Annotated in this window: 7 protein-coding genes and 1 pseudogene; 6 read left to right on the top strand and 2 right to left on the bottom strand. The window is 57.7% G+C overall.

What is annotated here, in order from left to right; genetic code table 11:
• The first annotated feature begins 1,351 nt into the window (after positions 1 to 1,351).
• Positions 1,352 to 1,714, top strand: coding sequence for a Wadjet anti-phage system protein JetA family protein (locus tag ABIA40_RS02350; protein ID WP_404546139.1), 363 nt, complete (start codon positions 1,352 to 1,354; stop codon positions 1,712 to 1,714).
• A gap of 169 nt (positions 1,715 to 1,883) precedes the next feature.
• Here ABIA40_RS02350 and ABIA40_RS02355 read toward each other — a convergent pair whose 3' ends face one another.
• Complete coding sequence (locus ABIA40_RS02355) at positions 1,884 to 2,297, bottom strand: isocitrate lyase/phosphoenolpyruvate mutase family protein (protein ID WP_370157789.1); 414 nt, start codon at positions 2,295 to 2,297, stop codon at positions 1,884 to 1,886.
• Between the two features lie 664 nt (positions 2,298 to 2,961).
• Here ABIA40_RS02355 and ABIA40_RS02360 point away from each other — a divergent pair.
• From ABIA40_RS02360 to ABIA40_RS02380, 5 genes and pseudogenes are all read left to right on the top strand, one after another.
• A pseudogene (locus ABIA40_RS02360) lies at positions 2,962 to 3,156 on the top strand (response regulator transcription factor); the annotation flags it as partial.
• Positions 3,157 to 3,918: 762 nt separating this feature from the next.
• Complete coding sequence (locus tag ABIA40_RS02365) at positions 3,919 to 4,125, top strand: cold-shock protein (protein ID WP_036030656.1); 207 nt, start codon at positions 3,919 to 3,921, stop codon at positions 4,123 to 4,125.
• Positions 4,126 to 6,889: 2,764 nt separating this feature from the next.
• On the top strand, positions 6,890 to 7,093 hold the full coding sequence (locus ABIA40_RS02370; RefSeq protein ID WP_404538822.1) for a hypothetical protein: 204 nt from the start codon (positions 6,890 to 6,892) through the stop codon (positions 7,091 to 7,093).
• A 1,284-nt stretch (positions 7,094 to 8,377) separates the two neighbouring features.
• Positions 8,378 to 9,676: a glycoside hydrolase family 28 protein gene (locus ABIA40_RS02375; RefSeq protein ID WP_404538824.1), complete on the top strand. Its 1,299-nt coding sequence runs from the start codon at positions 8,378 to 8,380 to the stop codon at positions 9,674 to 9,676.
• A gap of 252 nt (positions 9,677 to 9,928) precedes the next feature.
• Entirely contained in the window at positions 9,929 to 10,933 is a 1,005-nt protein-coding gene (locus tag ABIA40_RS02380) for a pectinesterase family protein (RefSeq protein WP_404538826.1), read from the top strand.
• Positions 10,934 to 11,777: 844 nt separating this feature from the next.
• On the opposite strand, the gene ABIA40_RS02385 is transcribed toward ABIA40_RS02380, so the two are convergent.
• A complete protein-coding gene (locus ABIA40_RS02385; RefSeq protein WP_404538827.1) occupies positions 11,778 to 13,607 on the bottom strand; it encodes an NEL-type E3 ubiquitin ligase domain-containing protein in 1,830 nt (609 codons plus the stop codon).
• Positions 13,608 to 13,771 lie beyond the last annotated feature (164 nt).

A 13,771-nucleotide genomic window follows, 5' to 3' on the forward strand; every position in this document is an offset into this window, starting at 1 on the left:
CAGCACGTAGCTCCGCCAGGCTGCGATAGATGCCGCGCCTGATTTTGCGCTCGGTGATGAGGGCAACGAAACGTTCGACCTGATCGAGCCAGGATGAGCTGGTTGGGGTCAGGTGGACGTGCCAGCGCGGTCTCTTGGCCAGCCAGTTACGGATCAGCGGCGTCTTATGGGTTGCCTAATTGTCTTGACGAGATGGACGTCCAGATCATCCGGCACGGGACTTCGATCTCATCAGAAACTTGCGGAATTCCGTGGCCCGTGGTGCCCGTAACACTTGCCGATGACCCGGCCGGTTGCGATGTCGAGAGCGGCAAATAGCGATGTCGTGCCATGGCGCTTGTAGTCGTGACTGCGGCGTTCCACCTGACCAGGACGCATGCGGAACGAGGGTTGGCTCCGATCTGGCGCCAAGATCTGTGGCTTTTCGTCGACACACAGCAGATGGCTCGCTCGGGCGGGACCACGTAGAGGCCAACGACGTAGCGAACCTTGGCGACGAAGTTAGGATCGTTTGAAAGCTTGTAGGTCTCCAACCGATGTGGCTGCAGGCCGAAGGTGCGCCATATCCGCTGTACCGTCGAGACCGACAGTCCACTGGCCCTCGTCATGCTGTGCGAGCTCCAGTGAGTGGCCTTGGGCAGTTTCGTCTCAAGGGTGCGGACGATTACTGCCTCGATCCGGGCATCTTCGATCGTGCGCGGCGTCGCTGGTCGATCCAGGAAACCCGTCGCATCGCTATCAAGCTCGCTCAACGGCGCATCTCAATCGACCGTGTTCTCGCATGGTCGCTCTGGCGGCGAGCTCACCAGGCCGCCGATGCACGGCGCGCTCTACGCCGCTGTATGTCTGATGGGCCATCGAACCGACGAGCGTGGCGCGAAGTGGGAAAAGTCCCGCGCGCGCGAGTTCGTTGACGACGAGATCTTCCATGTGGGGAAGGCAGGGTAACCGGCCCGCCTCAACTTTGCTGCCAGCTCGCGTCGCGCGCGATAGCCAATCTTGGCGCGCTGGAAAGCTTCCGCGCGTTTGGCAATCTCGGGATCGTCGGTCGGACCGACATATTTGAGGGTCGTCTTCTTCGATCCCTCGCCACCGAGGGCGTGTAGATCTTGTACTAATAGTATTCGCGGTTGGCTCGCTTCTGCTTTGAGAAAGGTCCCGTTTTCCGGAGCGGCTCGCGAGCCTCAATAAGGATCTCTCGCAGCGATTCGGCGGCTTGATCGTGCAAAATCCGCCTCAACGGAGCCGTCGAAAAGCTGAGGCCTGAGATCACCGACCGCAAGCAGCGCGAAGCCGCGCTCGCCGTCCGCGAGGCGCGCAATCATGCCGACCAGTTCACTAGTCTAAGAGCCTGCGGGCCATTCTGGCCGACCTGAAGCGCGTCCGACGGACCGTCATGGAGCCGAAAACAGTCGCTACCCGGCTGGAAGCCTTTTTCGAGGAGTTCGTCCAACAACTCCTGCTGAAGGACTTCGGGTCCATTCTCACCGTTAATCATCCGTACCGCTTCCGCGACGCCATCGTCGATCTCGCGCGGAGGATCTCCTGCACCCTAGAAACCATGCAGGTCCTCGCCGAGGAGTACACAGCTTCCAGCATGGCAGCCGACATTGAGGACGGTCGGATGGCCGCTGCCGACGACCTGCTGGCCATCGAAAGCATCTTCGATCAGATCGGGGAGAAGTTCGAAAGGATCGAGGCCTTCCGCAGGTAGCTCGAAGCCCGGTCCGCAACACCATTGAGTACGCCGAGCGGGTCGGGCAGGGACTCGTCGGGCCGGGCCGGCGACCTGGAGCGACGCCTGGATGCCCTACTGCGGGACGGCAGGCACCACAAGGCGAAAATCGAATGGAGCATAGCTTCGTTCAATCCGTGACCGGCAATCAGCGCCTCGATCCTGGCCACGAGAACAAGATTTTCGGCGACTGCATGTTTACAGCCCGCAGACGCCCGCAGAATTCATCAATATCGGCGAGCGGATGCCGCTCACCAATCAGCGAGTTCAGCTTCGGAAAGCAGCTGTCCTCAAGCGAGACACCCGCCGCGCGAGCCTGACGAAGTTTGCGTGCGAGCAGGCGAGCATTGTTGAAATTGCCGAAGCCGCCATCCCCGTCAACGAGCACAGCTAGCTCTGTCGAGTCCACCATGCGTTCGACGCTCTGGACGAGCTGGCTCCATGAAGCTTCATTGGCATCACGATAGCCAGCGAGCTGGCAATCGACAGACCAGACGCCCAGAGCCCCATTGAATCCTGAGCGCTGGGCGATTGTGGCGGAAAGGCCATCATGGGCTTCCATCAAAACGAGAGCTTATCATTCGAGCAGACCTGGGCACGAAGCATTTCCACAGGCGAGGGCCGCGCGCGTTGTTGACCCGCGGTGGACCGAACGGCTAGTGCTTGATGCTGCATGCCTGGATCCTGTAAGCCGACCTAGATTCCCACCAACGTCGTTGCTCATATTTTCTCGGCGTGATGCCGCTCAATGAACAGCATTGGTAGTTTATTGGGACCGCAAAGGCTTGCATGATCGCCATAGGAGGCGCGCCGAACGCATAGCTTTCGCTATGGGTTGATTGGCCTCGCGCCTAAGGCTGGAAAGAAGGGCTTTGGATGCAAAATGAATGACCTGGGTTCGCGAGCCCGTGCTACCCCTTGAGAGAGAATTCCCACACTCCTTCGGGGGAGGAGTGCTTAGGGAAAGGGTGATATCCGGCTCACATAGATTTAGACGCAAATATCGACAGCCACGGTTGTCGTAATGCTGCCGTCGGATTGACGACAATGTCGAAAGCGCGTCGATAGGGCTACAGCAGGATGGCAGCCTCGTGCGAATGGAGCGGCAATCGCCGAAGAACTTGTCCTGCCTCGCCGACAGTTTGCTGGCGCCACTGAGTGGTATGGCATTTGCTGATGCTTTCCTGTTCTCTGGACTACAGGAGAAATTCATGGCGGATAGGCGAGAGGTTGTGCTGTCGGAACGGGAAAGACAGTGTTTGCGATGGGTCGAGGAAGGGAAGTCATCCTGGGCTATCGGAGTGATCCTGAAAGTGAGCCTGAACACCGTCAACTTTCATGTCAAGAATGCGATGCGAAAGTTGGAAACGACCAGCCGGACGCAGTGCGTCGTCAAGGCGCGGCGTTTGGGTCTTCTTTGAGCCGCGGGTTCGGTGCGCTGTGGCGAAATACAAGCAGACGTCACGTGGCAAGTGTACAGCGATGATAGAGGTTCTGATACTATGAACAGTGCGTGCTTCCATGTCATCGCTGGTTGCTACGGTGAGGCGCAACGCGGACAAGGTAATCAAGCTAACGGCGCACGCGCATCACACTCTTGAAAGCTTGACGGTCCGTCGAATCCCAATGTCCGTCCTCCCCTTGCCGGCGTGGCGGTTCGATATGTGTCGGAAGCTGAAATCTGGTGATCATAGCGGCTGACGTGCTGAAATTGTGATCACCGAAACGCGGCTCGGACGGCGCGGGCCGGACCTCAAGTCCGCAATGATGGTCGGCAGACGCATTTCCAAAACACGCTGCTGGTAGACGCACGAACTAGCGCCCTTAACCAGGTTCGGGTGTTTCTCACGAAACGTTGCTGGCTTAGTGACCGACACTTCGCGGACCATCAATGCAAGCGTCATGTTTATGGATTATTGGGGAATGTTCGATGCGTGCAACTCTCTTGTGAACCGTTCGCCGCGGCAACCGAAGCGAAGGTCAAATCCTCATCCGCATCCACAGGAATGGAATGCGGTCGCGTCAGGGGCTTTCCATCGTTTGCATATTGGGCGACAGCTAGGCGTTCCGACAGAAGAATGAGACGAGACCTTCGCATCCATGCCGCGCTGTTTTTTGCCGCTGCTCTTGATGGCCGGAAGACTCTTCGCTAGATCACAACGGTTCACTAAGGAGGTGCCGACGTGGCAATGGGTATTGTGAAGTGGTTCAATCCGACCAAGGGTTATGGATTCATTAGGCCCGAGGATGGAGGCCCCGATGTCTTCGTGCACGTCAGTGCCGTGGAAAAGGCCGGTTACACCACTCTCGAAGAGGGGGCCCGCGTAAGTTATCAGCCCAAGGCCGGGCGTACGGGCAAGATCTCAGCTGAAGATCTCCGGGTTGGCTGATCCGAACGCCGGATGACGTCTTGGACGAGAGCGGGGTCTCTGTCTCGGGTTGATGAGGATAGTTGTCAGGTAATGGTGAGGTCTTGTTGACGTGACCAGCTCCCCTTCTCAGCTGAAGCAACATGGCCGAGGCGTGCGCCGTCCAGGCATTTGGGATTGCGACACCGGTGAAGCACTGTTGGCGCAGAGCCGTCAGTCCCGCGACAAATAGTTCTCGGTGCGGGCTGGTAATCATTGTGGTTCGAGTGCGGTGATCGTTTCATCACGAGAGCCGAGCTAGAAAAGCGCGTCAGCATAGCGCCGCACCGTGCTCTGGCGCAGAGTCTGGCGTGTCTGCTCTGCCTGAACTGCCTGCTGAAGGTGGTCTGGAATTTATTGCCTGGCATGCGCCGCCTGAGGCACGAACTCGTCCTGGACCGCCATCAAAGCCGTCGGGCTCGACGGAGGATTGTCCACGCTCTGCTCCTTCTCTCAAGAACAGCACCGCTACACCGGAGACCTTGCGAGAAGCTGACGGGCTTTGCCGCTGGCTGCAAGAAAGGCGACGCGCCATTTGCCGCACTTGATCTTGTCGATCAGGGGCTACCATAATTCTAAACGCAACTGTTCAGACCACGGACGCCAGCTTACGAATTTTTTGTGCAGCCACACCACCATTCCACAGAGTGCCTGTAAGCCCCGTTTGATGCCGTGGTTTGCGCGAATTCGACCCACATATACCTCGGCATGGTTGTCCGCCTCAATCCACGTGAGAGGCGTGCCAGATCGTGCCAATTCTTGGACTCACAGATCGCACCGTTCAGTCACTGAAGTCCGGTCTGTATATAAACCGGAAGACGCCGGCCTTTGCCTTGCGTGTCCGCAAGAGGAACGACCTGGGTCGTTATCAAACAACCGCACCAAAATTCGGCTGGGTCACTATCCTGACATGAAACTTGCTGAAGTACGCCGCCGTGACGCGGGTTTTGTTGTCGATGCACAGCTTAGTGTCGGCGACACTCAGAATAGCAATTCCCATCGCTGCTTGGGATCGGCAGGGTTGTAGACTGCAAGCGTCAGCGCTACTTCCAGCGATGCGATCGCCTTCCTGTGCCATCGCGAGCTTACCTGCGCTTGAGTTCAACGTTGATACACGAATGTCGGGTTGCAAACAGTTTGCGTCCTGATGGACATGGAGACAGAACAAAATAGGATACACTTCACAAGTATACACAGCCCAAGCGAGGTACAGCAGCCTTTTGGAAGAAGGGCACGGTCCTTGCTTGGGTGCAGTGAGCGTCACCGGTCTTGCAGGGGCTGTGATGCTGGGGCGCGCCTGACATGTTCTAGACCATTTCGGGTCCGCCCCGTTACTGCTCGCGAGGCAACATGGAGCAACGTATTCGAGCCCCTTCAGCGGCTAACGCGTTCGCTCATGCGCTCGGTCACGAAGTCCTCAGCGCATAACGAACAAGAAGGCCGCAGGTACAACAGAATCAGAGTCCGTGTAACCGGGAGCATAACAAACGGTTACGACTTCGAAAGTGAATGCCACATCCCCGGTCGCTACCGAGTATATATCACTTCGGAGCGGAGTCGCATTGGCTACTGAGGCCCAAGTGCCCAGGAGTCTATAGCGGTCTTGATTATTGCACCTCAACCTCCTTCTCCGTGAGAGTGACAGACAATGGTGTCCAGATAGTCGATTGGCGGAGGAATTCCTTCACATACAACGTCTGGTGGGTGGTCCGCGCAATAGAAGGAAGCCGACGATGGAAATTGTGCTAGCAATTGGCGCTGTACTCGTTTTCACCGCAATCACGGTCGCTTGCCTGTGGGCGCTTGGAGCCTCGCGTGGCCGAGTATCTTGGTGAATGAGCCGATGGAGAAAGCGTTGTTACCATGCCGCTCCTTCTCGTTGATTTTCTGCGCGATCCGGATTGGCCCGATTGAAGGTGAGACAGTTCGTTCCGAGCGGCGCAGGTGCGTAGCATCGCGAGGTAGGATGCAAGCGGGCCACGAACTGATCTTCGACCAGGCTGGGCCAAACGCGGTTTCGGAATTTAAGCGTGAGATCATATCGTGAACAGCCGTGGCATCAGATTGCGAGGAGCCTCCAACCCCCTTCTGCATTCCGGATCGACTGCCGATCGCCCGCACAGCACGTCAGTCTGGCGTTAACGTCGGCCACTGCGGCTCACGCCGCAAGGTCGTCGCAAAAGATGGTGGGAGCACTCTGGCCGACATCGGCTGCCGGAGCGAGCGCCGCTACAGGCTCGTGGTTGCGGCTTTCGCTGTCTTGCTCAAGACATCAGTTGTTTCAGTCGCGACAAATAGGATTGCCGGCAGCCAGATGGCGCGAAAAAACTTACATGATTCTCTCTATAAAGTGCTCGAGGGCATTGGCATTCCGGTTGCTTGAACGTGTGACGGCACCAATTTGGCCATGATATTCCTTCAGCACCCGATCCAGGTAATCAAATGAAACGTGGCCACTTCATCGATGGCAGACGTCTCCTGATGGACTTTCCAAAACGCGTGCCAGCGTCGCGAACTCTGCCACCTTCGGATTGCCGTTGGCTTTGCGGGCCAAAATCCGACTGTCCTGCAACGGGCTCGCGACCAATGGCGGTCCTCAGCAAGATGGCGCACACCGGGGTTAAGACGTTACGCTTCTGGACATTCTTTTGCGCCACCTTTAACCCGTGGCTCAAGCGCCCGTAGCGGCGAGATGCCAAGCGTGGGTTCTTGGAGCTAAGCGCCGGCCTTGCATCGGTGGTTACACATGATCAATGAGATGTTGCAGGACGATTGGGATGCGGAGAAAATAGTCAGGCAGCAGGATGAGCTCAAGGTCAAGCTGCTTCGTGCCCAATCGGTCGTCGCCGAATGTAAGGCAGGATTGGCGGATTTGGAGCGGAGGCTTGAGGGTCGAGCAATCTCATTGCCGATCGATGAACGCCACCGCAACTCTGCGGCAAACAATTGAATACGTGACGCGCTACCGCGCGAACCGCGAAGCATCGATGATCCTGTTGACCAGGAAGCTGCTGTGAGGTTTACCAGGCGATCATGAGACCATTGAAAGCTGCCGTAGCCCACGTTAACGGCGAGAATACCGACCGGCTTGCGAGGCATCATTTTTAAGGACCCGGGCGGGCGAGCTGGCGGCCTGCCGTTATGCAGGGCGTTTTGGTGATCGCGGTGCGTTGGGCCGGCGGATGGGGCGCGGAGTAACCCCACATGCCGGACGTCACCCTGCGGTGTTGACTAGAGCCTCCTATCTGTAGGGCTGCTCACGCAGATGTCTGGATTGAACGTCAAGAGCTGTCCCCCTTACTCAGGGCCAGTTCGGTCGCGTTATCCATCTTCCCGGCCGTAACCTCGTCAGCTTTTCGAAAGCTTCTCCGAATACGGATAGACCCATCGATCCTGGACGGGAGGCGGGCGTGCACTCGCACAATTTTTAGTGCTGCCCCTCCACCATCGGTACAGCACGCCTGACTAAACGATCAGCAGCCGAGACTGGCGAAAGAATATGCCTTTGAGCCGCAACTGAATACAGCGCGCGTGGCAGGCCTTGACTCGATGCCGCGGTCGCAATCCGCCGTCGAATGTCTCGCGCGCGGATCATGATTACATTCACGAGATGGTGAGCGGTCCAAGTACTCGTCGGAAACTCTCAACATCTACGGCTGAGAAGTATCTTCAGATGCTTTAAAGGGGCGGATTTCCTCGGTGAGGGCAGCCAGTCGCTCCAGGCCAGTGATGACAGTACACTAAACCAGCTCGTCAACACGGTGTTCAAGGAGAACAAGCACGCAGGTGTGGCTTCCCAAACGCTTCAAGAACAGCGCGGAGCTTCAGCAGCAGCAGTCGAGGTCAGGCGCGGGTGAGTGCCGCGGCTTCGGCGGGTACTGGGCGTACACCAATTGCTCCCAGTGAGGCTGATGCGCCGCTTATCGAAATCGTTATCAAGAGCAAGCACTGGGCGCCGACGACTTTCTAGATGCAAAAAAGCCGAATCCGGCGACCCGCTTGATTGGCGCGAGAAGGCCGACCATTGACGAAGCTGTCGGATTTTGAACCATCGCATGACGCTTCGTGTTTTTTGCGCATCTGCAGAGTGCTGCTGCGCAGGTACACGGTCCGGGCCTCTGCTGCGTCTCATAAATATCATCTTGCGCGCGCCAGCGACGCGCGCGGCGGCAAGATGTAGCCCGCGGCTCCATACCGATGGAGCGTGGATGCCTGACAAAGCACGAGGAAGTCGATGAAAAAGCGTTTTCGCAACTTAGCCCTATTGTTCATACTCACCTCCATCGTTGTCTTCCCCGCCGCGAAAGCGCAAGACCGCCGGACTATCACCGAGCCTGTTGCACCTCATACGGTGTGCGAACGCCTCGTGCCGTCTGGCAAGCAAGATACGACCACGTTGCAAAATGCCATCGACCAATGTCCTTCCGGGGCCGCCGTGTATTTAGGGCGTGGCGAGTTCCGGTCGGGCCCACTCGAGATGAAATCGGGTGTGACGTTATGGGTCGGACGCGGGGCGACGCTGATCGCCATCCCCGAACCTGCTGCTTACGACAAGGGCCTCGGACAATGTGGTCGTATTGCGGAAAAGGGCGGCGGATGCCGGCCATTCATCAGCTTTTCCAAAACGAGCGGCGGTGGCATCTACGGAGAAGGCATCATCGATGGTCAGGGGGGCGCAATAATTGGCGGCGGCGCGGAAACCTGGTGGCAGCTAGCGCGCCGCGCTCAAGCCCAGGGCGGCAACCAGAACGCCCCGCGCTTGATCCAGATCGATCATGCGCAGGACATCACTTTCTCTGGTGTCACCTTGCGCAACGCTCCCAACTTTCATGTCGCGATGAACCGGGTCCAAGGTGCCACGTTTTGGGGCCTCATAATCGATTCACCGGCGGATGCGCGCAACACCGATGGCATCGATCTTGGCGCGAGTCAGGATGTGACCATTACCCGCAGCTTGATCCGTACGGGTGACGACAACGTCGCGATCAAGGCTGGCGACAATGGCTCAAGCAGCCATATCTCGATCACTGATAATTATTTCGGCTGGGGGCACGGCATGTCGATCGGCAGTGAGGTGAATTCCGGGGCCAGAGACATATTGGTGCATAATCTGACGCTGGATGGTACGACGTCCGGCCTGCGCATCAAGAGCGATGTTAGCCGAGGCGGTCTGGTCGAGAGCGTGACTTATGAGTACGTGTGCCTGAGGGGCAACCGGTGGCCGCTAGCTTTCGATGCAAAATATGATCCGCGCGCACAAGGCACGAGAATTCCGGTCTATCGGCGAATCGTTCTCCGTCATGTGCATGGCGACACCGGTGTGTTGCTGATCCGCGGCGTGGACGAGGAGCATGCACTTGACGTGACACTCGAAGATGTCCGATTTGCCGACTCCGCCACTTGGCAAGTTGAACATGCGAACGTCACCGCAAAACACTCTGACGTATCACCGCCGCTGCCCGGACAAGCTGCAAAACCGCTGCTGCGCGGCTCGGAGGTATGTTCCAGGGCGTTCCGCAACAGCAATCGGTAAGCACTACATCCGGCGCCGAACTCGGGTGGTGAGTTCAGCATCTGGGCCAAGATTACTGGTGTTGACGAAGGTCGGCCTCATGTCCGGACTTGTTTGCAATTGTCTGACGGTTTGCAGGGCCGGGAATGCGAAGGTGACGTGGAGGTTCTGATTTGGCGCGAAAAATGTGTTGCCCATGCGCTGCGGCTATCCCGCAGAGATAGGCTCTATCGACTGCGTCGAGGTGCCGCTGACTCAACGAAGTGTAGGATCATGCGTATTTTCGTTCACTCTGCTGCACTTCTGACGGGATGTTTCTGCATCTCGTCAGCATACGCTCAGCCACTGTTGGTGTCGCATGCCGTAAATGCCGACTATCACTCGGTGCAGCAAGCCATCGACGCATTGCCGGCGGAAGGCGGAGATGTTCGGATCGCGCCCGGTATCTATCGTGAGAAGGTCAAAATCTCCAAATCCGGTGTTCATCTCTCAGGCACTGGTAGCAAGCCGGAGAATACCGTCATTGTGTATGGCGATGGCGCGATCAATGTAGGAGGAACCGCCCGGTCGGCGACGCTGGATGCCAATGGCGATGACTTCCGGCTCGAGAATTTGACCATCCAGAACGACTACGCTCTCAACCCGGCCAATCCACCCTCCCAGGCGGTTGCACTATCCCTTACCGGAGACAGGGACGTCGTTACGCGCGTCCGCCTGCTCGGCGCCCAGGACACGCTGCTTGCCGGCAAAGGTCCAAACGGCAGAATGTCACGTCAATACTTCTCGAACTGCTACATCGAAGGGCATGTCGATTTCGTATTTGGCAACGCCAAGGCCTGGTTCCGGAAATGTGAGTTGCACGGCATCGCCAATCAAGCGGTCGTCTTTACCGCTCAGAGCAAGGCAGCACCGGACGAGGACAGCGGCTATGTTTTTGATCATTGCACTCTAAGCGCCGACCCTGCCGCGCGCGATATCGCGCTTGGCCGCCCCTGGCGGCCGTATGCCACAGTGGTCTTTCTGTCGACAAAGATAGATGCACAGGTCATTCCGGAGGGCTGGCGCGAATGGGATAGGGGCAAGACCAACAACTTGAGCACGAGCTATTATGCCGAATATAGATCCTTCGGGGTCGGGGCTAACCCCTTAGGCCGCGAATCTTACTCCCATCAACTGACAGATGGGGAAGCCGCGAAATGGTCGCTGACCGCGTTCTTCGCGGGTGCCACAGATTGGCTGCCTGCGGAACCATATCGATGGAAGACAAAACAACGCTGACGGTGAGGGAACAACGGCGATCCTCGGACGAATGATGGAGAGAGCGGACATGATGGAGAGTGGTGTCCAGCAACCAAACTGCCGGGGGCGTGAGAGGGGCAGCGCTTCGGCTGTCACTCCACGCTTAGAGGAGCTCGTTAAGACGCTCCATCGCTCGCGGCGGGGTGCGATCATCCGCTTATCCCACGCTTATTGGCAGCCTGTCCAACTACCCGTCGAAGATTGGCGAAATCGAATGCACAAGCGAGCGCAGAAGGTCATTCTTCAGGCTCAGATGCAGGCAAAGTCGGCTTAAATTTCCTGTCAGGCGCCGGCGGTCGGCATTCAAGATACCACCGTCAATGGACTCCTTATGTCAAGTGCCGCGCAACATTTCCAAGTGTGCCGATCAAGGAGAGCCCTGATGCAAGTGCATGCGTCAGGGTAGCAGACCTGCATGGCGCCGCCGGGGCGAGCCGCGGGTAACGGCTGCCGACAACAGGTACTCCATGGCGTCCAAAGCGCCACTTTGCGAGGAAAGACAGCACTTGGATCGGGATGATGGTCGTTTTTCATCGTTCCCGAAGTCAAAACTAAATGGGAGAATGCAAAAGTGCGCGACAGCTCCGAACATTGATCGACGACATGCGCTTCTATGCGTCTGGTCTCAGTAGAGAGCTAGCAGCCAGTCTACTCCAAGCATCGACCTGACCTACATCAAGCGGCAGCATGATAGACAGCAGCAACGCCGGTTTCTCGATCGGCACTCCGCTGCACTCGCTGTGCATTACGCGCCTCTGGGCCACCAACCGGCGCACCAGAGGAACGGCAGCAAAATTAGCAGCATCCTACGGCAAACGCGGCTTCAGAGCGCGAGGCCGTGCTCATTGAGCACCTTATCTCTTAGAGCGCCCTTGATCTCACGGGCGATCTCTTTGCGAACTGCGGGACCCAACACTCGCTTGGCATCTTCGACGAGGCCAGCTTCAGCTCCGGTCAGCCCTTGATCGGCGAGCTGTTGCTCCATTCGGCTGTCGAACTCCTTTCCCATTGCACCAATGAGCTGGTCCTGCGTCTTGGCATGCTCTTCAGGTGCGATGCGGCGAATCACATCGTCCCACGGCTGCCAATCCATTGCCAAATAGTCGGAAAATTCGGCCGCCTCCCTCTCCCGAACGGATGTCTCTGCCCTGTCAACGTCAGAGTTGTTAACGCCGGCGACCTCAAAGAAGCGCATGTTCGGCGCGACGTGTTGTAGTTCCAGCCGCTCGCGCAGCTTGTTCTGGTAGGCAAGAAAGACTTCAACGGCGTCGATGTCTTCTACGTTGTCAATCGAGGCGAGCGAGTGAGCCTTGTCGCGCGCGATCGCCTCGAGTGCGTCCATGCGGAACATGACGCGCCCCAATTCGACGAGCTTGGCAAGCCGTTCCTTGTTGTCATAGAGGCCGTTCTCGACTTCCGCGATGAGGCGCGCGGTCTGCATGCCGTTCCAGGTTAATGTTCTGCGATCCTCGCAGCTCTGGTTGGCGTCCCATGCCAATTGAAAGTACTGGGCACGCAATTGGGGGTTTTTTGCCGCCTGACGCAGATCATTGGCTACCGATTGCCGAAACCCTTCATTGCCGGAGTTGACGGACTCGAACAGCTTGCCGAGGAAAAGTCCGTATTCCCGAGCGCCCGGCTCTTCTGCAAAGTTCTGCCAAGCGGCAAGCACCTCCCGATCGCCCTCCTGTGGATTGCCCTTCAGCCATTCTGCAACTGTTTCAGCGAGAGCGTCCGCCTGCTCATCGTCTGTCCCGGACGATTCACTTTCGTCGTCGTGCGAAAGGTGGACAGTCGGGCCGACATAACCCTCCGCGCCGAGGATTGTACTCAGGTTCGCCAGCACCTGCTCAGATAGTGGATTTTCAGTGAGAACTAGGGTGCCATCATCGCCCAAGGCCGTCAGCAGGTCCTCGGGCAGACTGGTCAAATGGTTTTGGCTTACGTCGAGAAACCGGAGCGAAGCTGGGAGAGCCGGCGGCAGATCCGTCAGTTGATTTTGGCTTACGTCGAGAAACTCGAGCATAGCAGGAAGCTCCACCGGTAGACTCGTCAGCTGATTGTGGCTGATGTGGAGAAATTGGAGCGAAGCAGGGAAGGCGCCGGGTAGGTTCAGCAGCCGATTGTAGTTGGCGGAAAGAAATTGGAGCCCGGCAGGTAGGACGGCAGGTAGGCTCTCCAGCCGGTTCGAGTTCACGTCGAGGCCTCTCAGCCCGGCTGGGAGCGGGGGCAGGCTGCTCAGCTGATTGCCACTAACATCAAGACGCTGGAGCGAAGCCGGAAGTTCGTCAGGCAGATTGGTAAGCCGGTTGAAGGGCACATCGAGCACGACGATTTCGCTTGGAAGTCTGGGCAGACTGGTAAGGGACAGCGACTGGAGATCCAGCATGGCGTCTTCACCGAGAGCATTGACCCGCCTTGCCGCTTCGTCCCGGTCCTCGAGGGGACCCACGTGCTGTTCAGAAGCCCAATTCTCAAGCGTCTCGTCTGCTTCGGTCGCCGCATGGGTTAAATGCCCGGAGTTTGCTGCGAAACCCGTCACGAATGCATCCCATTGTGCCGCCCCCCGCCCGTCTTCCGCCCCTTCTTGTTGGGAAGATGCAGAAGGAATGCCTCCGCCGGGCGGAATCTGTCCTGTCTCAAAAGGATCCATTTCAACTCCCTTACCAAACCGGGCCAACTCAGCCCGTGACGGCGCCATCTAGGACCTAGGACACTTCGCTTTCGGCAAGCTGACGATCTTATCGCAGTTACCGCAGCGATGGCATCGAAGCAGGCATAATTTCGGTGCAACGATTTGGAACTGTGAATCCCTGG

It is taken from the genome of Bradyrhizobium sp. USDA 223, from assembly GCF_044909005.1.
Classification (GTDB): domain Bacteria; phylum Pseudomonadota; class Alphaproteobacteria; order Rhizobiales; family Xanthobacteraceae; genus Bradyrhizobium; species Bradyrhizobium yuanmingense.